This window comes from Neisseria sp. RH3002v2f (genome assembly GCF_014596375.1).
Lineage (GTDB): Bacteria > Pseudomonadota > Gammaproteobacteria > Burkholderiales > Neisseriaceae > Neisseria > Neisseria cinerea.
This window is the reverse complement of the sequence record NZ_MAYZ01000022.1, coordinates 102,853-123,512: the sequence shown is the minus strand read 5'-3', so window position 1 is coordinate 123,512 and position 20,660 is coordinate 102,853. Positions and strand designations below refer to the sequence as shown.

The window sequence follows — 20,660 nt, the reverse complement described above, 5'->3', positions numbered from 1 at the left end:
TTAATTTAAATACTTAATTGAAAATAGTAAAGCTGTAGTGCAAGCCATCAAGATAATTGACATATGTACTTTTTTAGCAGCAATACGAATTTTATTTTGTTTCGTATCTATAGATTCTTTCGTTTTATTGATTGCCTCCTGATAACACTGAATCAAATAATGTTTAAATGCGGCACTGTTGCACGCGTTTAATCGGTCTAAATCTTGCTCTAAATTAGGTAATTTCCATGTAGGAACAAAATCCAAGCTATCCGAAAGGAATTTTATGGTTTTGATGCTATAAATCCCTGTAGCTACTAATAAAAACAATAAAATAATTGATAAAAAACTTTTTAATGTAAGCGGATTGGTTTGGAATATTAAGCTATCCATAAGGGAGCTTGCTAATATTGTAAAGAAACCAGCAATAAAAATAGATACGACAACTAAATACTTATTAGTCTTCTCATCTGCTTGCCGTATAGTTTCAATTTGATTGTAATATTCTTGACTTAATGCAGTAATAACGCAATCATGTTTACGTTCCCAATCCTCTAAGTCGGATTTTTTGTCGGATTCATTAGCTGATGTATCTTGATTCTCAACTTGTTCTGTCATAAATATCCTTTATAAATAAATTATTTATTTATTTATTTATTTATTGATCACAGGCTGCCTGAAAACCCACTTTCAGGCAGCCTGCACTTTCCTACATTACAGCTTCTCTTTAACCCAATTTTCAATGCTTGCTAACGCTTCAGGCAGTTTCTCAGCATCAGTACCGCCGGCTTGCGCCAAGTCAGGACGGCCGCCGCCTTTGCCGCCGACTTGTTCGGCTGCAAATTTAACCAGATCGCCTGCTTTGACTTTGCCAGTCAACGGTTTGGATACGCCTGCGCACAGGGAGACTTTGCCGTCGTTGACTGCGGCGAGCAATACGATGGCTTGTTCTGATTTTCCGGTCAAGTCGGTTACGATTTCGCGCAGGGCTGCGGCATCGGCTTCGATTTGGGCGGCAACGAGTTTGGCTGAGCCCAAGTCTTTTGCATCGTCCAAGAGTTTGGCGCCTGCGTGGACGGCAAGTTCGGCTTTGGCGCGTGCCAATTCTTTTTCCAATGCTTTGGCGTGTGCCGCGCCTGCTTGGATTTTCGCCAGTACGTCTTTTTCGGTTTGGGCTTTGGTTTCAGCAATAATGTCTTTCACCAAACGCTCTTGTTCTTGCGCCCATTTGAGTGCGTTCAGGCCGGTGATGGCTTCGATACGGCGCACGCCTGCGGCAATACCGCCTTCACTGATGATTTTGAAGAGGCCGATGTCGCCGGTGCGTGAAACGTGTGTGCCGCCGCACAATTCGGTTGAGAAACCGCCCATTTGCAGTACGCGCACTTCGTCGCCGTATTTTTCGCCGAAGAGCATCATCGCGCCGGTTTTTTGGGCATCTTCCATGCTCATAATGGCTGCGTTGACGGCAACGTTGGCCAAAATGGCTTCGTTGACGCGGCGTTCTACTTCGGCGATTTCTTCGGCAGTTACTGCTTGAGGATGGGAAATGTCAAAACGGGTGGATTCGGCGGTAACCAAAGAGCCTTTTTGTTCAACGTGTTCGCCCAATACATCGCGCAGAGCTTTGTGCATCAAGTGGGTCGCGCTGTGGTTGCGCATATTGGCATTGCGGATTTCGTCATCCACTTTGGCGGTAACGCTGTCGCCGACTTTCAGACGGCCTGAAGTTTGTACGCCGAATTGGCCGAATACGGCCGCTTTGATTTTTTGGGTATCGAGTACTTCAAAGCGGTTTTCGCCTGCGAAGATATAGCCGACGTCGCCGACTTGACCGCCGGATTCTGCATAGAACGGGGTAAAGTCGATAACGATGGCACCTTCATCGCCTTCGTTCAATTCGTTGACTTGCTCGCCGTCTTTGTAGAGGGCGAGGACTTTGGATTCGGTTTGGCGTTCGCTATAACCTTTAAACTCGGTGTCTTGACCTTCGTAAGGAAGTTGGGCGTTGGCTTTGAAGCTTTGTGCGGCGCGTGCGCGTGCGCGTTGGGCTTCCATTTCGCGGTTGAAGCCTGCTTCGTCCAAATCGATACCTAATTCACGCGCCATGTCAGCGGTCAGGTCGTAGGGGAAGCCGTAGGTGTCGTAGAGTTTGAAGATATGTTCGCCACCGATAACGAGTTTGCTGTTGGCAATGTTGTCCATCAAATAGGCATTCAAGGTTTCGGCAAACGGTTTTTCCGCGTCGGGAATATGGGCGGTTTCCAAAGCAGCCTGCAAATCGATATACATGCCTTCGTTCAGGCTACCTGAAACTTGGGGACGGATAACGATTTGCTTTTTGCCTGAAGCGGCACGGGAGGCGGCGGTGAATTCCACACCCTCTGCGGTTTTCAATGCCAGTGGTTTGCCCGCACCATCTTGCGGCAGCAGGCTTTCCAGTTTCAAGAATTTCATGCCGTTGAACACTTGATTGAACAAGCCCATGCCTTTTTCCAGCGTTTCGCCGAAACGGCTCTCTTCCGCGCGCAGGGCTTCCATAATCTGCGTCTGCTTCTCTTTCAACTCAGGATAAGCATCACCCATTACTTTCACCAAGTCGGGCACGAGTTTGTAGAAAAACGCTTGTTTCTGACCGAGTTTGTAACCGTGGCGTACGGCGCGGCGGATGATGCGACGCAGTACATAGCCGCGGCCTTCGTTGGACGGCATCACGCCGTCTGCAATCAGGAAGGAGCAGGAGCGGATGTGGTCGGCGATGACTTTCAGGCTTGGTTCTTCCATGCTGAACGGCGCGCCGGTTTCGCGTGCAACGGCTTTGAGCAGGTCTTGGAACAGGTCGATTTCGTAGTTGCTGTGGACATGCTGCATGACGGCGGCCATACGTTCCAAGCCCATGCCGGTATCAACGGATGGTTTAGGCAGCGGATTCATATTGCCTTGTTCGTCGCGGTTGAACTGCATAAATACGCAGTTCCAAATTTCGATCCAGCGGTCGCCGTCTTCTTCAGGGCTGCCCGGAATGCCACCCCAGATTTCTTCGCCGTGGTCGTAGAAAATTTCGGAGCAAGGGCCGCAAGGACCGGTGTCGCCCATTTGCCAGAAGTTGTCGGACGCGTATTTCGCGCCTTTGTTGTCGCCGATGCGGACGATGCGTTCAGACGGCATGCCGATTTCGTTCAACCAGATGTTGTAGGCTTCATCGTCTTCGGCATACACGGTCGCCAAGAGTTTGTCTTTGGGGATGTTCAACCATTCGGGGGAAGTGAGGAATTCCCAAGCGAAGTGGATGGCGTCTCGTTTGAAGTAGTCGCCGAAGGAGAAGTTACCCATCATTTCAAAGAAGGTGTGGTGGCGGGCGGTGTAGCCGACGTTTTCTAAGTCGTTGTGTTTGCCGCCTGCACGTACGCATTTTTGCGCGGTGGTGGCGCGGCTGTACGGGCGTTTGTCGAAACCTAAGAATACGTCTTTAAATTGGTTCATACCTGCGTTGGTAAACAGCAGGGTCGGGTCGTCGTGCGGCACGAGCGAGGATGAATGGACGACGGTGTGGCCTTTGGTTTCGAAAAATTTTAGGAATTTTTGGCGCAGTTCGGAGGTTTTCATAATTTTTTCAATATCTCTCAAATGTCTTGTAATGGTAAAAGCAGGGAAAACGAATGGCGGTATCTTACCGCAAATCCCTGTTTCTAGCTATGGAATCGGCGGTTTTCGGAAGGTATGGCGGGATTTTGAATGCCGTCTGAAGCCATCGCGTTTATAATGGCTGCTTTCTTCAACCTGATATGCAAGGAATGATAATGACCAAACATCTGCCCCTGGCCGTCCTGACTGCTTTGCTGCTTGCAGCGTGCGGCGGTTCGGACAAACCGCCTGCCGAAAAACCGGCACCGGCGGAAAACCAAAACGTATTGAAAATTTACAACTGGTCGGAATACGTCGATCCGGAAACCGTTGCCGATTTTGAAAAGAAAAACGGCATTAAGGTTACTTATGATGTGTACGACAGCGATGAAACGCTGGAAAGCAAGGTACTGACCGGAAAATCCGGTTACGACATTGTCGCGCCGTCCAATGCGTTTGTAGGCAGGCAGATTAAGGCAGGTGCTTATCAGAAAATCGATAAGTCTATGATTCCCAATTATAAACACCTCAACCCCGAAATGATGAGGCTGATGGACGGGGTCGATCCCGGCCACGAATACGCCGTTCCGTTTTATTGGGGTACCAACACTTTCGCCATCAATACCGAACGTGTGAAAAAGGCTTTGGGCACGGATCAGCTGCCGGACAATCAATGGGATTTGGTGTTTAACCCCGAATACACGTCCAAACTCAAACAATGCGGTATCAGCTATTTGGACAGCGCGGCGGAAATTTATCCTATGGTGTTGAACTACATGGGTAAAAATCCAAACAGCAGCGAAACGGCGGATATTAAGGCGGCAACTGCCTTGCTTAAGAAAAACCGTCCGTACATCAAGCGTTTTACCTCATCCGGCTTTATCGATGATTTGGCGCGCGGCGATACTTGCGTAACGATTGGCTTCGGCGGCGATTTGAATATTGCCAAACGCCGTGCCGAAGAAGCAGGTGGCAAAGAAAAAATCCGCGTGATGATGCCGAAAGAGGGAGTGGGGATTTGGGTGGATTCTTTCGTGATTCCGAAAGATGCGAAAAACGTCGCCAACGCGCACAAATATATCAACGACTTCCTCGATCCGGAAGTGTCGGCGAAGAACGGCAATTTCGTTACTTATGCGCCTTCTAGCAAGCCGGCGCGTGAGCTGATGGATAAGGAGTTTAGGGATGACAACACGATTTTCCCGAGCGACGGGGATTTGGAAAACAGCTTTATTATGGTTCCCATCCAGCCGGCGGCGTTGAAGTTTATGGTGCGCCAGTGGCAGGATGTGAAGGCAGGGAAATAAAGCCTGATATGCCGTCTGAAGGATGTTCGGACGGCATTTTTTATTTTCGGAGGAAGAGGGCTTGCAGCCGCTGTTTGAAGGCAATGGGGCTGATGCTGCTCAAAATGCCGCTGAGGATAATGATGCACATACCGAGTATTTCCTGCCAGAAAAGCTCTTCGCCCAGAAAAAATGCGGCAGACAGGGCGGAAAAGACGACGGTCATATAGGAGAGCGAGGCAACCGTGAATTTGTTGCCGACTTTATAGGCGCGCGTCATCGACAGTTGGGCAACCAGTGCGGACAGGCCGATGCCCGACAGATAAACCGCCGATGGGAGGGACAGGGTGTGCCAGCCGGTCAGCGTCGCCCAAACCGACGACATCGCCACACCTGTCGCGGAAAGGTAAAATACAATGCGCCAGCCGGGTTCTCCAGCCAGGGACAATTCGCGTACTTTTAGATACGCCCAGCCGGACATCGCGCCGCCCGCCAGCCCGGCGAGTGCCGCCAGTTCCTGACCGCTGCGGAACGATGGATTAAGCAGCAATATGACACCCGTAAAGCCGAAGAACAGCACTGCCTGCGTGTAAACGGAAATCCGCTCTTTCAAAATCAGGAAGGAGAATATTGCCAAAAAAATCGACGAGGTGTAGCTTAGGGTTACGCCGGTTGCCAAAGGCAGATGCGTTACCGCGTAGAACAGCAGCAGCATCGCCCCCGATCCGATAATGCTGCGGTTCAGGTGGTTTTTCCAATGAGGTGTGCGGAAGGTGTCGCGCCGCAATATCGCGGTACCGCCGAGTGCGGCGGCGGAAAACAGCATACGCCAAAATACCAGCTCGCCGCTGCTGAAGGCAAACCGGGCCGCCGCATCTTTAATTAACAGGTTCATTATGGTAAAGCAGGCTGCCGCCACCAGCATCCAACCCGATCCTAAAATGTCTTTTTTTTCGATATCCATAAACGGTCGTTGCGATAAGGACGGTCGGATTGTAAACCTTGCGGCAAGGCTTGTGGAATGTGTTTTTGCCTGCTTCTGATGCCGAAATTTTATTTTTCGTGCCGAACAATTTGTTTTCTCAAGGCAAACTTGATTATAATGGCGGGCATGAAAAAATACCTTATCCCTCTTTCCATTGCGGCAGTCCTTTCCGGCTGCCAGTCTATTTATGTGCCCACATTGACGGAAATCCCCGTGAATCCTATCAATACCGTCAAAACGGAAGCACCCGCAAAAGATTTCCGTCTCGCGCCTTCGCATTGGACGGATGTTTCCAAAATTCGCGATGAGGCTACTCGCCTGAGCTATCAGGTGAGTATCGGTAAAATGACCAAGGTTCAGGCCGCGCAATATCTGAACAACTTCAGAAAACGCCTGGTCGGACGTAATGCCGTCGATGACAGTATGTATGAAATCTACCTGCGTTCGGCGGTAGACAGCCAGCGCGGCGAAATCAATACGGAACAGTCCAAGCTGTATATCCAGAATGCCTTGCGCGGCTGGCAGCAGCGTTGGAAAAATATGGATGCCAAACCCAACAATCCCGCATTTACCAACTTCCTCTTGGAAGTGATGAAGATGCAGCCGTTAAAATGATACGGTACGCAAATGCCGTCTGAAAGTATTTTCAGACGGCATTTGCGTTTTAAGGTTCAGATATTTTGTTGTTGCCCGCCTTCTTTCCGGTATTGACCCGGCGAAACGTGATATTGCCGTTTGAATGCTTTGCCGAAGTGCGTTTCCGACTGAAAGCCTACCGACAGTGCGACCGACAAAACCGAATCCGGGGTTTTCTTCAGCAGCAATGCGCCTTTTTGTAGGCGGATATGGTTCACAAAGGCGTGCGGGCTGAGTCCAACCTGGCTTTTGAAACGGCGCATCAGCTGCGCGCGCGACATATTGGCGGCCGCCACCATTTTGTCAACATTCCATTCGTCTTCCGGTTTGTCTATCACCTTTTGGATTAAATGTCCCAAACGTTTGTCCTGCCAACCTTTCAATACGCCTGACAGTTGGGCATCTTTTTCCTGTTCAAGATAGGCGCGCAGGATAAGTACCAGTAAAACGGACGATAATGCGTTGACTACGGAAACCGTCCCCGCCAAAGGTTTTTCGCTTTCCAGTTGCAGCATTGAAACAACATATTGCAAACCGGGGTGGGTAATATTCAGAAAAACGGTTTCAGGCAGGCCGTTCATCAAATCTGCATGAGTATCATAGCGGAAACGGGCGCAAAACAGGCTCATATCCAGCCCGTTGCCGCATTGTTTGACCGTGAATGCGCCGTGTTGGCGTATATCCGGCGTTAAGGTTTCTTTGTTTTGTCCGTTGTGGCTTAAGACATGCCCCAATCCCCGCGGGAAAAATACAATATCCCCCGTACTGACCGGACGTGGGGAAGTTTCACCGTCGATGCAGAGATAGCCGCTGCCCGATGTAACAATGTGTACCAGCCCTTCACGTTGCAACGTTTCATGCCGTACCGACCATTGTTCGCCCAAAAGGCACTGTACATCCACACTACCCGTCAGTTGGGCCAGGTCAACCAGTTTGTCGAGAATGTCCATAAATCTTTTTGAACCATCAAATGAGATTATTAAGCGATAAATACAACTAAATAATTGCAATAATACACACATCAAAAACGGATGCGCAACCGCGTATCAGGGTTAAACGTAAGATAAAGGAAAAGAAAATGTTTAAAGATTGGAAAGAACATACCGCATTGGTTAAAAAATCATTTGGCGAGCTGGGTAAAGAGCATCCTAAAATGCTGCAGGCCTACGGCGCATTGGAACAAGCGGCAGCTGCAGAGGCACTTGATGCTAAAACACGCGAACTGATTGCCATCGCCGTTGCTATTACCACACGTTGTGAGAGCTGCATCAGTGTTCACGCCGCCGCCGCCGCCAAAGCCGGTGCGACCGACAGCGAAATCGCAGGTGCATTGGCAACCGCCATTGCCCTGAATGCGGGTGCCGCTTACACTTATGCCCTGCGTGCATTGGAAGCGGTTGAAACGCAAAAATAATCCGTTTCGGATAAGAAATGCCGTCTGAAAATATTTCAGACGGCATTTTGTCTGTTATGCTTCCCAATACTGTAAACAATATATGAAGCCGCTTATTTCAGACGGCATTTGAGAAACAAGGGGTAAGCGTGAAATATTATCGCTGGGTATGGTTTGCCGCCATAAGCTGTCTGCTGTTGTCCGCCGTTTTTATTGCACCTTACCTGACGGCATTTCACGAACAAGAAAAAACATTCGAATATGCAGAATTGACCGTTACCGCACCCAACCGCAGCGGACGGGCAATCAAACTGAATGCAGACGGGCAACATTACCGGCTTTCCTGCTATGGGTTCGACGGTTTGTGCGCGGAAGGCAATATCGGTAGAACCATCAGGGTGGAGCAGGTTAGAACCGTTTTAAGCGACACCGTCGGAAAAGGTTTTTTAAACGGCGTTCTGTTGGAATACCGCAACAGTGGCAGTATCCATACCAATAAGGAGTTCGCACATCCGGAAGGCCGCCTTATCAAAGTGTTGGCACAACCTGCCATTTTCAGCCTGAAACTGGGTATTTTGCTTTTATTGCCCGCCATTTTTCTGCGTTTGAAAAGAATGTGAAAACAAATTGGCGGGAAGGAGAAAATACCCGCGTGGCAATTTTACGTTTTGGGTTATGAGGATAACCGTTATAATCACAACTTTACAGTCTGCATAGAGAAAAACCGATGCCTTGGAATATCCCCATCTTCCTCACATGGTTGAGGGTCTTGCTTATTCCCGTCTTGATTTCCCTGTTCTACCTGCCTTTTTCATGGTTTGAAGAGGAAACGATCAATCTTGCCGCCGCTATAATTTTTGCTATCGCCGCATTGACCGATTGGTTTGACGGATTCTTGGCAAGGTTGTGGAAACAGACATCGGATTTCGGCGCCTTCCTCGATCCCGTTGCCGATAAACTGATGGTTGCCGTATCTTTGCTGTTGCTGGTGAAGCTCGACCGAACTTACGTCTTGTTTGCCATCATCATTATCGGCAGGGAAATCACTATATCCGCACTGCGAGAATGGATGGCGCAAAAGGGTAGGAGGAATAGTGTTGCTGTCGCCACAATCGGCAAGTTTAAAACTGCCGCACAAATGCTGGCAATCTTCCTGTTACTGTTGAATTTTCCCAAATTATATGGATTTGATTCCGTTTTTGTTGGCAATGTATTGATGTTTATTGCATCTTTATTGACAGTTTGGTCGATGTTGTATTATCTGAAGATGGCATGGAAAGAAATTACCTAAAAAATAATAAAAATAGCTTGACGGCAGAAACGGAATCCATAATAATTGCGTCTTCTTCGATGTCGGAGAATGATATAGGGCGGGAATAGCTCAGTTGGTAGAGCGCAACCTTGCCAAGGTTGAGGTCGCGAGTTCGAGACTCGTTTCCCGCTCCAAAAAAATCATTCTCTTACAATCAATGCGGGAATAGCTCAGTTGGTAGAGCGCAACCTTGCCAAGGTTGAGGTCGCGAGTTCGAGACTCGTTTCCCGCTCCAGAGTTTTATTTTGAATGTGTCAATGCGGGAATAGCTCAGTTGGTAGAGCGCAACCTTGCCAAGGTTGAGGTCGCGAGTTCGAGACTCGTTTCCCGCTCCAAAAAATTGATACGTTTGAATTTGCGGGAATAGCTCAGTTGGTAGAGCGCAACCTTGCCAAGGTTGAGGTCGCGAGTTCGAGACTCGTTTCCCGCTCCAAGTTTTGAGATAAGCCAGTTTTAGGCGAGATAGCAAAGTGGTTATGCAGCGGATTGCAAATCCGTCTACGCCGGTTCGATTCCGACTCTCGCCTCCATTATCGTACTATGGCGGGGTGGCAGAGTGTTTATGCTATGAGGAGTGCAATCTTCATACAGGCCGGTTAAAATCCGCGCCCCCGCCTCCACCTTTCACAAATGCCCGGGTGGTGAAATAGGTAGACACAACGGACTTAAAATCCGTCGGGACTAAACATCCCGTGCCGGTTCGATTCCGGCTCCGGGCACCAATAACTATCTGGTTTTATTGGAAAACTTAGGTTCTAAATTTCTAATTGACAGCTTGTTTATAAGGCTGTCTTTTTTATTTGCGTCTGATTTATGTCTAATAAGACAAGTACCTGTAAAACTTGAGGATATCTCTGCGTTATCTGCCCCATATAAAAATGCTGCGTTTCCCGCACGACAGGTTGAGAAAATAAGTCTTTAAAACTTCCGAAGGTATATTTTCCTTCAAGCCCTTATGCGGTTTTACTGTCTCATAAAAATTCACAAAACGGCACAGTTTTTTTGCCGGTATTCCGAATATTTAAACAGAAAATTATTTCCATCAAAGTGTGGCTATCCATTCTGCTTTGCCGAGATACTCCATGCCGTTATCCGAGTGGGTGTGGGGCAGGAGTCAATGATACCGTGGAAAAGAGACTTGTTACACCTGTTTCGTGCGGTCAGGTAGAATGATCATATACGGTTCTTGGGAATAGCCGTTAATGGTGATGAACGGGCGATTTTTTGGGGCGGTTGCTTTCTGATTGGTGCAGTACTAAATTGGCAGGGAACATTTGAACAACGGTTAAGTAAAGTTTTTTGTTTGATTTTTAAAATAATTAGTAAATTGGGATTTATCCTGGTTGTCTAGGGACGCCCTTATTTTTACCGCTCTGATAAGTGTGGGCGATGTGGTCATCTATGTTTAAAAAAAAAGAGGAAGTACAATTAATGTGGAAAGAAATTTTATTGAATTACGGCATTTTTCTGCTTGAACTGCTTACTGTTTTCGGAGTAATCGCACTTGTTGTGCTGATTATCATACAGAGCAAGAAACGGCATGAAAACGGGACGGTTGTACTGACGGATTTGTCGGAAAATTATCAAAAACAACAACAATCGTTTGAAACTTTTTTCTTGAATGAGGAAGAAGCCAAGCATTGGGAAAAAGAAGAAAAGAAAAAGGAAAAAGAAAAAGTTAAGGCACAGAAAAAGCGTTTGAAAGAAGGGGTTGAAAAATCTGCCGAAACGCAAAAACCCCGCCTTTTCGTGTTGGATTTTGACGGCGATTTGTATGCGCGTGCCGTGGGGGCTTTACGCAACGAGGTTACTGCCGTGCTTTCGATTGCCCGGTCCGAAGATGAGGTTTTGCTCAGATTGGAGAGTCCCGGTGGAGTGGTTCATGGTTACGGTTTGGCAGCCTCCCAGCTTCGGCGTTTGCGGGAACGCAATATTCCGTTGACTGTCGCCGTCGATAAGGTGGCTGCAAGCGGAGGTTATATGATGGCATGTGTTGCAGATAAAATTGTTTCCGCTCCTTTTGCCATTATCGGTTCGGTGGGCGTGGTTGCTGAGGTTCCGAATATTCACCGCCTGCTGAAAAAATACGATATCGATGTGGATGTGATGACGGCGGGTGAGTTTAAGCGTACGGTTACCTTTATGGGTGAAAATACGGAGAAGGGGAAGCAGAAATTCCAGCAGGAACTGGAGGAAACGCATCAGTTGTTTAAGCAGTTTGTCAGCGAGAACCGCCCTCAATTGGATATTGAGAAAGTGGCAACGGGTGAGCATTGGTTCGGTCGGCAGGCGTTGGAGCTGAATCTGGTCGACAGTATTTCAACCAGTGATGATTTGCTGTTGAAAGCGTTTGAAAACAAGCAGATTATTGAAGTGAAGTATCAGGCGAAGCAAAGCCTGATTCAGCGCATTGGTTTGCAGGCGGAAGCCTCTGTTGAGAATCTGTTTGCCAAGTTTGCGAATAGGCGGGCGGATGTGATGTAATTTGACATTGTCGGATGACAATGCCGTCTGAAGCGTATTCAGACGACATTTTTCAAGTTCCGGCTTTGATGTTCCGTTCCGCCTACCCCTATCCGTTGTCCGATGTCTTTCAAATTGGAATATTGTTCGACCAATCGCGGCACGTCGTCCAAACTCATGGCAAACATCCACAGATAAGTGCTGACCGAATAGACATGCCCCGCGCTGCCGTAGCCTTTGAGTGTCATCATTACAAAAGCAAAGCCGAATAAAATACTCATCGCCGCGCCGACGCAGAGATAGCCGAAGGCTTCGCGATTGGAAATCAGCACACGCAGGCGCGCAATCAGTCCGTAATGGCGGTACAGCTGCCGCCGGTCGCCTTTTCGGATAAAGTGGTTGTCGCGTTCCAAGCTGTTGTTCAGGCGGAAATACAGGTTTTCGCTGATGGCGGCAAAACGTGGCAAAAGCCATAAAAACAACGCAAGTATGCATACCGCCAACACTCCGACCCAAAATTCCAGCACCAGCAGCATGATGCACGCGCCGAATATGGATACGACGGATGTCGCGGCAATCGGCAGGTGTTCTTCAAAAAAGCTGACAAACTCACGCGACAGGGCAACCCGCGCTGTTACCGCCGAATGCGGGACTTGCCGCTGCCGCTGTTCCAACACAACCGGCACGGCGATTTCGGTATAAATCCGCGTAAACGTGCGCGTATCGGCAATCCGCCGTGCCGCACCGACCAGCCACATTAAAAGCACAACCAAAGCGTACAGCAACGCCTGCCACACCTTCCCCGCACTTACGGCATTAATTGCCCAGCCGCCAAACACCGGATACACCAGCATCAAAATGTTTTCCAGTCCGACCAGAGAAAACGTGCCGAGCAGACGCTTGCGGTGGGTTTGGGCTATGTGTTTCAACATTTTCCACATATTTGTTCTTCCTATTTTTTATTTTCCGAGATTGTTTTTTCCATCACTTCCGCCAGTGCATCCAAATCGGCAAACAGCTGAGTTGTGCGCTTGTCGCCGAATGTGGCAAATACTTTGTTGCTGAATTCCTGCGCGTTTTCTGTTAAAGGTGCGGCATGAGCTTTGCCTTTTTCGGTCAGCGACAGCAACCGTTCGCGCCGGTCCTGTTCGCCTTCCTGCCATTCAATCAACCCTTGTCCGGTAAGGGTTTTGCATACGCCTGAAACGGTCTGTTTGGGCAGACTCCACTCTTCGCCGATATGCTTTTGCGTGCGGCTGCCTTCGGTTGCCAGGGTATAAAGTACGGCAAAGAGGTTGTAATTCAGATCCTGCTGCCAGATCCATTTGTCGAAGACATTGCAAATCAGGTTGATACGGGTTCCAAGTTGGTCGAGTTGGTTCATAATTGGTCTTGATATTGACTAAATTTGTGCAGGTTATAGTCATAATCAGGACTAATTTTAAGCGTGGGGCGATAAAAATGCCGTCTGAAAATATTTCAGACGGCATTTTGTTTGGAAAGGGAAGTCAGTGTTCTGCCAATTTCAGGTAAACGCCGGAAACGTCCTGTTCGCCGTAGCCGGCTTCGACTGCTTTGCGGTAGCTGGCAGCAACGGTTTCGATGGCGGGCAGGGTGTTGCCTGCCTGTTCAAGCTCTTTGACGGCGAGGTTGAGGTCTTTGGAGGCGTGTTTGAGGGCGAAGGCGGGCGGGAATTCACGGTTTGCCCACAGGGATTTTTTGGTTTGGAACATGGGCGAGTCCATTGCCGAGCCACCGATGGCCTCAATAATGGCGTCGGTATCGATGCCGAACTGCAGAGCCATCAGCATGGCTTCGCTGTACGCTTCGCCGAAGATGCCCAAAAGTGAATTCAAGACAAGTTTTGCGCCCGAGCCTTTACCCACCTCTCCGAAGTGGAAAGTTTTCTTGCCGACAAGGGAAAATACTTTCTGCAACGGGTTTAAAACAGTTTTATCGCCGCCGAACAGAATGAGCAGCGTACCATTGGTGGCCGGACCGACCGAACCGGAAACTGGGGCTTCGGCAAATTGTCCGCCGGCAGATTCGACAAGTTCTTTGACGGCAAGGTTTTCGGTTGGTGAGATGGTGCTCATATTGACGATTATTTTGCCTTGGAGTTTTGTGAGCATTTCTCCTGCTAGGATGTCGCGTACTGCAGCATAGTCGGAGACCATTAGGAAAATAACGGGATAGTCGCGGACAAGTTCGATGGTGCTGCCATAGACCTTTGCACCTTTGGCGGCAAGGGAATCAGTTTTCCCGGGCGAGCGGTTGTATATGCCGACTTCGATATTGCCGCCCAAAAGCCGTGTTACCATGGGGTTGCCCATTTGACCCAAACCTATCCAGCCGATTCGTGTATATTCGTTTACAGGCATGTATCTGCTCCTTTGTTTGTAGTGTTCTGTAATCTTATAGGCTCCGATGCCGTCTGAAAAGCCTGCTTCTGATTTTGCAAGGTAGAAATGCGGAAGATTACGGTATCCGGTTCCTTTTGAATGCAGAACCTACGATCATATGTTTTTGGGGCGGATATAGGCTTTATCCGAGCCATTGGCAAATTTTAATCCCGGCAGGGATTTCTGCTGCAGCCCTAATGTTTCGGCAACATCCTTTTCTTGGGTAAATGTAAAGCGATAGGCAGTCAGGGTTTTACCGTTTCTGACGGTCTCTTCCGTCTCGAAACCTGCTACCTTATAGGCACATACGACCGCGTTGTCCGAATCCGTATCAATACCGATGAGATATTTCACTTTTTTGGCCAAATCTTTGGCAACCGTCCAAGTGCCGCGTGCCCGATTTTCACGTTCTGCGGCAGATTCGTTACGGTTTGCGGCTTGAGGTAGTTTGACTGCCAAAATCAGACCGTCCGGATTCAGTTTGCCAACATCTGCCGGCTCGAAGCAGAAACGGTTTTCCCAATCTTCGGTACGGATGCCTTGTATCGAACCGTCAAGGTTCTTCAGCTTTTTACCGCAAACGCTGCGGGCAAATGCAATCAGAGACTGTTGTGCGACCAGTGCCTCACTTTCGGTTAGGTGATGGGCCAAGATAAAGCGTCCGAGCTTGCGGCATTTGGATACGGCTTTTGCCGTAGGTGCGTCGAAATGGTCAAATTCGAAAATACGGTTGCCACAGCCTGTACCGATATACAGTACTTTGCCTTTTTTCAAATCGGTCAGGCAGTACACGTAAAAACGGTTGGTACCGCTACCCAAGGCAGCCTGTGCGCTTTCAGAAAAACCTTTGTCCTCAGTATCCATATCGTCCTCCGTTATAGTTGTGGGAAAAAACAGAAATGCCGTCTGAAGAAAACCATGCGCCGTCCAAACCTTTAAAGATATGGGTAACAGGTTCGGGCAATGCTTATTTTACCTTCGGCGTGTTATCGCAGAAAACTAAATCCAAAACCATGCCATTTGACCTGTCGAGCGGCACAAACCTAATCAGGCTGTAAGTTTGGCAAGGTTGACGCAGACACCTTATTGTGTAAAACGATATACGTTTATTCTGCATATTGCGCGTAATTTTTGGGCGTTATCCCGATTACGAAGCTGCTTTACCGACAAGGCGATGGCTGGCGAACTATCCGGTATGGTATGTAAATACATTATGTCTTGGAATGATGATGCCGTTTGAACGGTTTTGTGGTTCAGACGGCATACAGTTGTATTTAGAGCAGGGTTCTTACGTCGGCAGCAATGGTTTCCGGCTCGCTTCCGTAAGGAGAGAAAATCGCTACCTCCCCGTTTTTATCAATCAGATAAGCACCGGAAGAGTGGTCGACCAAATAGTTTTCGCTGTCGTCTTTTTGATTGACCTTGGCAGAAACTACGCGGTATTGCTGTTTGATAACCGGCAGGCTTTGATCGCCGGTCGCGGTCAGTCCGATGAAGTTGGGATTGAATTGTTTGGCGTATTTGCCGATGATTTCAGGCGTATCCCGTTCGGGGTCGATGCTGACGAACACGACTTTCACATCTTTAGCCTGATCACCAAGTTGTTTTAGCGTGTCGCTGTATGTCAGCAGCTCGGTCGGGCAGACATCCGGGCAGTGTGTATAACCGAAAGACAGAATCACCACTTTACCTTTTAAGTCGCTCAGGCTGAACGGTTTGCCATCGCCATCGGTCAGCGTAAAGTCGCCGCCGATATCTTCCTGGCGCATATCTGTGCCGCGTGTTTGAGGTTTCGGTGAGTTTTCGGCAGCAGATGCAGCAGACGCGGCAGATGCAGTAGCTTGTGCCACATTGTTTTCTTGAGGTTTGCAGGCAGCAAGCGATGCAAGGGCGAAGATACTCAGCAGGAAGGAACGTGGTATAGAAAGCATGACAATCTCCTAATAAATGTAAACAACCGAATTCGTACAGAACTTGAATGTTTCCATCTTAACGCGTTTATTAGATTAAATGTAGCATTTTTTGTACTGCAGTATGGCAGTGGTCATCAGAGTTAATGCGGCATAATTTTTATTCAGTAGGTTTCTTAAATTACGGTGTAGATGTGGCATGGTTTAATTATCTTTAGAATCAAATAGTAAATAATAATTGGTAAAAAAAATCAACAAAAGGGTTTACAGAGTTTTAAAAGCCATTATAATAGCGACTTCTTCACCAGCCCAGGTGGCGAAATTGGTAGACGCAGGGGACTCAAAATCCCCCGCCGCAAGGTGTGTCGGTTCGAGTCCGACCCTGGGCACCACAACCGCTTTTAGAGCGGTTATTTTTTTTGTCTATCGTACTCCGTACCGTAAATCACAGTCAAAGCAGATAAAGTGTTCATGTGGTTTTGTATCTATAATCATCTAATCCTATCTGTTTCCGTATAATTGAATCAACCTGTATAGCAGACGCAATCTGAAAATACCTCCGGAAATATACCGTGAAGGCTGCTAAATAAAGAATGGCTAATCTGTTAAAGTAGGGAGTAATGTACGTTCTTTGTATTCGGTATGGGAGTGTGAAATGTCAACAATGTAGTTGTTTGCTGTTTCTCTGATTTATAAAAATTCATATAAATCATAATATAATAATTTTACAGATATTTAATGTTAAAAAGTAAAAGATTTTTCCTTGCCTGAATCTTCAGTTTGCGTTATCGTTGACGCTCTTTCATTTCATAAACTCTGTGTTTCTTCCCAATTGATTGGATGGTCTGTCTGTTACCGTGTTCCCTCAATGCGCGTACCCTAAATCGCTGCTTGGCGGAATTGCATTACAGGTGCTGTGGTAAAGCAGTTCGTCCCTATTGGTTTGAAACCATATAAAAGAGGTCATTATGCAATTATCAGGTGCACAAATCATAGTGCAAAGTCTCAAAGCCGAAGGCGTAGAGTATGTTTTTGGCTATCCGGGCGGCGCAGTCATCGAAATCTACGATGCTATTTTCCAACTCAATAAATTCAAGCACATTCTGACCCGACACGAGCAGGCGGCGGTACACGCGGCAGATGCGTATGCGCGCGTCAGCGGTAAAGTCGGTGTCGCGCTGGTTACTTCCGGTCCGGGAGTTACCAATGCGCTGACCGGCATCGCCACTGCATACAGCGATTCGATTCCGATGGTGGTTATCAGCGGACAAGTCGGCAATTCGCTTATCGGTACGGATGCGTTTCAAGAGGTGGATACGGTCGGCATTACCCGTCCGTGCGTCAAACATAATTTCTTGGTAACCGATGTCAACGAGCTTGCCGAGACCATCAAGAAAGCATTCCAAATTGCCGCCAGCGGCCGTCCCGGTCCGGTTGTGGTTGATGTTCCCAAAGATGTAACTCAGGCGATGGCGAAATTCAGCTATCCGCAGGAAGATATCTTTATCCGCTCTTACCAACCCGTTGTTCAAGGTCATATCGGGCAGATTAAAAAAGCCGTTCAAATGTTGGCTTCTGCCAAACGTCCGGTTGTTTATTTCGGTGGCGGCGTGGTATTGGGCAATGCTTCGGAAGAGCTGACAAAATTCGTCCGCATGATGGGCGCACCGTGTACCGGTACGCTGATGGGGCTGGGCGCATATCCTTCAAGTGACCGACAATTCTTGGGTATGCTGGGTATGCACGGTACTTACGAAGCCAACCTCGCCATGCAAAACGCAGATGTCGTGTTGGCAGTGGGTGCGCGTTTTGACGACCGTGTCGTATCCGTTCCGTCCAAATTCTTTGAAAAAGCTAAAAAAATCATTCATATTGATGTTGACCCGTCCAGCATTGCCAAACGCGTCAAAGTCGATATTCCGATTGTCGGCGACGTGAAAAACGTGTTGACCGAAATGATCGGCTTGTGGGGCAAACAAGATACGACCCCTGCTCCCGATTCTTTAGACAAATGGTGGAAAAGCATCGAAGAATGGCGTTCGCGTAACTGCCTGTGGTTTGACAACGACAGCGAAATCATCAAGCCGCAATACGTCGTACAGAAACTTGCCGAAATCACCAACAACTCCGCCATCATTACTTCGGATGTAGGGCAACACCAAATGTTCGCGGCGCAATATTATCCGTTCGAACGCCCGCGCCAATGGCTTAACTCCGGCGGATTGGGCACGATGGGCGTAGGTTTGCCGTATGCAATAGGTGCGAAACTTGCCGCTCCTGATCAAGATGTGTTCTGTATTACCGGCGAAGGTTCGATTCAGATGAACATCCAAGAATTGTCAACCTGTTTCCAATACCGCGTTCCGGTGAACGTCGTTACCCTCAATAACGGCTACCTCGGCATGGTTCGCCAATGGCAGGAGCTGTACTACGGCAACCGCGAATCGGAAACCTATTTCGATTCTCTGCCTGATTTCGTCAAATTGGCGGAAGCATACGGACATATCGGCATCCGCGTGGACAAAAAATCCGATGTTGAAGGCGCATTGTTGGAAGCGGTCAAACAAAAAGACCGTCTGGTATTTATCGACTTCTTGACCGATAAGAAACAAAACGTGCTGCCTATGGTCGGCAACGGCAAAGGTTTGGACGAAATGGTCCTGCCGCCGCATATGCGCGAAAACCCGAAAGCGTAAGGAGAACGACAATGCGACATATCTTATCTGTTCTGATGGAAAACGAATCAGGCGCGATGAGCCGCGTGGTCGGTCTTTTCTCCGCTCGAGACTACAACATCGATTCCTTGGCGGTAGCTCCGACCGAGGACAAAACGCTTTCACGCATGACCATCGTTACCCACGGCGACGAGCATGTTATCGAACAAATCACCAAGCAACTCAATAAATTGATTGAGGTGATTAAAGTGGTCGATTTGAACGAAAGCCGTTTTGTCGAACGCGAATTGATGCTGGTAAAAGTCCGCGCCGTCGGCAAAGACCGCGACGAATTTTTACGTCTGACAGAAATCTACCGTGGCAGCATCATCGATGTAACTGACCGCAGCTACACCATCGAAATCACAGGCTCAACCGACAAACTCGACTCTTTCCTCGAAACTGTCGGACGCACCCAGATTCTGGAAACCGTACGTACAGGCGCAGCCGGCATCGGCCGTGGCGAGCGTATCTTGAAAATTTAATACCGCCGTTTTTCAGACGGCAATATGCCGTCTGAAAAACAAAGCGGTAGGAGAGATTGATGTCAAACATTAAAATCGTCGCACTGGTTACTGTTAAACCCGAATACACGGAAACGCTGAAACCCTTGTTCCAAAGCCTGGTCAAAGCCAGCCGCGCGGAAGAAGGCAACGTCAGCTACGACCTGCATCAGGAAATCGGCAAGCCAAACCGTTTCGTTTTCGTCGAAAACTGGAAATCTCAGGCTGCCATCGATGCGCACAATGCCAGCGAACATTTTCAAGGTTTCGTTAAAGCCATCGATGGCAAAACCGACGCGCTCGAAATTGTTTTGATGGAAGATATCTCCGTTTAACCCTTTACCCTCAATCCAACCGTCCGGCATTCTCAACACAAAGCCGGAACTCATTTTATTCAAAGGAAATCAAATGCAAGTTTATTACGATAAAGACGCCGACCTATCTCTGATTAAAGGCAAAACCGTCGCTATCATCGGCTACGGTTCACAAGGCCACGCACACGCAGCCAACCTGAAAGACTCAGGTGTCAACGTAGTCATCGGTCTGCGTCACGGTTCTTCTTGGAAGAAGGCAGAAGCCGCTGGTCATGTTGTTAAAACCGTTGCAGATGCGACTAAAGAAGCCGATGTGGTTATGTTGCTGTTGCCTGATGAGACCATGCCTGCCGTTTATCATGCTGAAGTTGCCGCCAACTTGAAACAGGGTGCAACCTTGGCTTTTGCGCACGGTTTTAACGTACATTACAACCAAATTGTTCCCCGTTCTGATTTGGATGTTATTATGGTTGCTCCTAAAGGACCGGGTCATACTGTACGCAGCGAATATAAACGAGGCGGCGGTGTTCCTTCATTGATCGCCGTTTACCAAGATAATTCCGGCAAAGCCAAAGATATTGCCCTGTCTTATGCGGCTGCCAATGGCGGTACCAAAGGCGGCGTGATTGAGACGACTTTCCGCGAGGAAACCGAAACCGACCTGTTCGGCGAGCAAGCGGTGTTGTGCGGCGGTGTGGTCGAATTGATTAAGGCCGGTTTTGAAACTTTGACTGAAGCAGGTTATGCACCTGAAATGGCTTACTTCGAATGTCTGCACGAAATGAAATTAATCGTCGACTTAATCTTCGAAGGCGGTATTGCGAACATGAACTACTCTATTTCCAACAATGCAGAGTACGGCGAATATGTTACCGGTCCCGAAGTAGTAAATGCATCGAGCAAAGAAGCCATGCGTAACGCCCTGAAACGCATCCAAACCGGCGAATATGCGAAAATGTTTATCCAAGAAGGTAATGTAAACTACGCATCTATGACTGCCCGCCGCCGTTTGAATGCCGACCATCAGGTTGAGAAAGTTGGTGCTCAATTGCGTGCGATGATGCCTTGGATTACAGCCAACAAACTGGTTGATCAAGATAAAAACTGATTTTTCCTAATCAAACAAACTGCCTGTCTTA

At 48.2% G+C, this 20,660-nt stretch carries 19 protein-coding genes, 7 tRNA genes and 1 pseudogene; 18 read left to right on the top strand and 9 right to left on the bottom strand.

The window, feature by feature from the left end; all coding sequences use genetic code 11:
• The gene (locus tag BBW69_RS06790) at positions 1–597 is read right to left on the bottom strand and encodes a hypothetical protein (protein WP_188210829.1); all 597 of its coding nucleotides are present in this window, start codon (positions 595–597) and stop codon (positions 1–3) included.
• A gap of 96 nt (positions 598–693) precedes the next feature.
• The gene (gene alaS, locus BBW69_RS06785; RefSeq protein WP_188210828.1) at positions 694–3,585 is read right to left on the bottom strand and encodes an alanine--tRNA ligase; all 2,892 of its coding nucleotides are present in this window, start codon (positions 3,583–3,585) and stop codon (positions 694–696) included.
• Between the two features lie 194 nt (positions 3,586–3,779).
• Here alaS and BBW69_RS06780 point away from each other — a divergent pair, with 194 nt between their 5' ends.
• Complete coding sequence (locus BBW69_RS06780) at positions 3,780–4,910, top strand: polyamine ABC transporter substrate-binding protein (protein WP_188210827.1); 1,131 nt, start codon at positions 3,780–3,782, stop codon at positions 4,908–4,910.
• Positions 4,911–4,950: 40 nt separating this feature from the next.
• On the opposite strand, the gene BBW69_RS06775 is transcribed toward BBW69_RS06780, so the two are convergent.
• A complete protein-coding gene (locus BBW69_RS06775; protein ID WP_107859711.1) occupies positions 4,951–5,853 on the bottom strand; it encodes a DMT family transporter in 903 nt (300 codons plus the stop codon).
• A 147-nt stretch (positions 5,854–6,000) separates the two neighbouring features.
• Here BBW69_RS06775 and BBW69_RS06770 point away from each other — a divergent pair, with 147 nt between their 5' ends.
• Entirely contained in the window at positions 6,001–6,489 is a 489-nt protein-coding gene (locus BBW69_RS06770; RefSeq protein WP_107860088.1) for a membrane lipoprotein lipid attachment site-containing protein, read from the top strand.
• A 56-nt stretch (positions 6,490–6,545) separates the two neighbouring features.
• On the opposite strand, the gene BBW69_RS06765 is transcribed toward BBW69_RS06770, so the two are convergent.
• Entirely contained in the window at positions 6,546–7,460 is a 915-nt protein-coding gene (locus tag BBW69_RS06765; protein WP_188210825.1) for an AraC family transcriptional regulator, read from the bottom strand.
• 128 nt (positions 7,461–7,588) lie between these two features.
• On the opposite strand from BBW69_RS06765, the gene BBW69_RS06760 reads away from it, so the two are divergent.
• The 10 genes from BBW69_RS06760 to sohB all read left to right on the top strand — a co-directional run bounded on the left by BBW69_RS06760 (position 7,589) and on the right by sohB (position 11,699).
• Entirely contained in the window at positions 7,589–7,924 is a 336-nt protein-coding gene (locus BBW69_RS06760) for a carboxymuconolactone decarboxylase family protein (RefSeq protein ID WP_003678017.1), read from the top strand.
• A gap of 176 nt (positions 7,925–8,100) precedes the next feature.
• Entirely contained in the window at positions 8,101–8,523 is a 423-nt protein-coding gene (locus tag BBW69_RS06755) for a hypothetical protein (RefSeq protein ID WP_188210856.1), read from the top strand.
• Positions 8,524–8,630: 107 nt separating this feature from the next.
• A complete protein-coding gene (pgsA, locus tag BBW69_RS06750) occupies positions 8,631–9,194 on the top strand; it encodes a CDP-diacylglycerol--glycerol-3-phosphate 3-phosphatidyltransferase (RefSeq protein ID WP_107859713.1) in 564 nt (187 codons plus the stop codon).
• A 79-nt stretch (positions 9,195–9,273) separates the two neighbouring features.
• A tRNA-Gly gene (locus tag BBW69_RS06745) sits at positions 9,274–9,349 on the top strand.
• Between the two features lie 25 nt (positions 9,350–9,374).
• Positions 9,375–9,450, top strand: a tRNA-Gly gene (locus tag BBW69_RS06740).
• Between the two features lie 24 nt (positions 9,451–9,474).
• Positions 9,475–9,550, top strand: a tRNA-Gly gene (locus tag BBW69_RS06735).
• A 22-nt stretch (positions 9,551–9,572) separates the two neighbouring features.
• Positions 9,573–9,648, top strand: a tRNA-Gly gene (locus tag BBW69_RS06730).
• Positions 9,649–9,671: 23 nt separating this feature from the next.
• Positions 9,672–9,745, top strand: a tRNA-Cys gene (locus BBW69_RS06725).
• A 102-nt stretch (positions 9,746–9,847) separates the two neighbouring features.
• Positions 9,848–9,937 (top strand) — tRNA-Leu (locus BBW69_RS06720).
• A 709-nt stretch (positions 9,938–10,646) separates the two neighbouring features.
• On the top strand, positions 10,647–11,699 hold the full coding sequence (gene sohB / locus BBW69_RS06715) for a protease SohB (RefSeq protein WP_107960844.1): 1,053 nt from the start codon (positions 10,647–10,649) through the stop codon (positions 11,697–11,699).
• A gap of 52 nt (positions 11,700–11,751) precedes the next feature.
• On the opposite strand, the pseudogene BBW69_RS06710 reads toward sohB, so the two are convergent.
• From BBW69_RS06710 to BBW69_RS06695, 4 genes and pseudogenes are all read right to left on the bottom strand, one after another.
• A pseudogene (locus BBW69_RS06710) lies at positions 11,752–12,619 on the bottom strand (ABC transporter six-transmembrane domain-containing protein).
• Positions 12,620–12,630: 11 nt separating this feature from the next.
• The gene (locus tag BBW69_RS06705) at positions 12,631–13,062 is read right to left on the bottom strand and encodes a MarR family winged helix-turn-helix transcriptional regulator (RefSeq protein WP_188210823.1); all 432 of its coding nucleotides are present in this window, start codon (positions 13,060–13,062) and stop codon (positions 12,631–12,633) included.
• 124 nt (positions 13,063–13,186) lie between these two features.
• The gene (locus BBW69_RS06700) at positions 13,187–14,059 is read right to left on the bottom strand and encodes an NAD(P)-dependent oxidoreductase (protein ID WP_188210822.1); all 873 of its coding nucleotides are present in this window, start codon (positions 14,057–14,059) and stop codon (positions 13,187–13,189) included.
• 135 nt (positions 14,060–14,194) lie between these two features.
• Positions 14,195–14,944, bottom strand: coding sequence for an endonuclease (locus BBW69_RS06695; protein ID WP_188210821.1), 750 nt, complete (start codon positions 14,942–14,944; stop codon positions 14,195–14,197).
• A 35-nt stretch (positions 14,945–14,979) separates the two neighbouring features.
• Between BBW69_RS06695 and BBW69_RS06690 the strand changes: the two genes are divergently transcribed.
• A complete protein-coding gene (locus tag BBW69_RS06690) occupies positions 14,980–15,138 on the top strand; it encodes a hypothetical protein (RefSeq protein ID WP_188210820.1) in 159 nt (52 codons plus the stop codon).
• A gap of 216 nt (positions 15,139–15,354) precedes the next feature.
• Here BBW69_RS06690 and BBW69_RS06685 read toward each other — a convergent pair whose 3' ends face one another.
• A complete protein-coding gene (locus tag BBW69_RS06685) occupies positions 15,355–16,011 on the bottom strand; it encodes an SCO family protein (RefSeq protein WP_188210819.1) in 657 nt (218 codons plus the stop codon).
• A gap of 286 nt (positions 16,012–16,297) precedes the next feature.
• Between BBW69_RS06685 and BBW69_RS06680 the strand changes: the two genes are divergently transcribed.
• From BBW69_RS06680 to ilvC, 5 genes are all read left to right on the top strand, one after another.
• Positions 16,298–16,382, top strand: a tRNA-Leu gene (locus BBW69_RS06680).
• Positions 16,383–16,958: 576 nt separating this feature from the next.
• Positions 16,959–18,686, top strand: coding sequence for a biosynthetic-type acetolactate synthase large subunit (gene ilvB, locus BBW69_RS06675; RefSeq protein WP_107996562.1), 1,728 nt, complete (start codon positions 16,959–16,961; stop codon positions 18,684–18,686).
• 11 nt (positions 18,687–18,697) lie between these two features.
• A complete protein-coding gene (gene ilvN, locus BBW69_RS06670; protein WP_188210818.1) occupies positions 18,698–19,189 on the top strand; it encodes an acetolactate synthase small subunit in 492 nt (163 codons plus the stop codon).
• A gap of 59 nt (positions 19,190–19,248) precedes the next feature.
• A complete protein-coding gene (locus BBW69_RS06665; protein WP_188210817.1) occupies positions 19,249–19,542 on the top strand; it encodes a putative quinol monooxygenase in 294 nt (97 codons plus the stop codon).
• 73 nt (positions 19,543–19,615) lie between these two features.
• Complete coding sequence (gene ilvC / locus BBW69_RS06660; protein ID WP_003674891.1) at positions 19,616–20,629, top strand: ketol-acid reductoisomerase; 1,014 nt, start codon at positions 19,616–19,618, stop codon at positions 20,627–20,629.
• Positions 20,630–20,660: the final 31 nt, after the last annotated feature.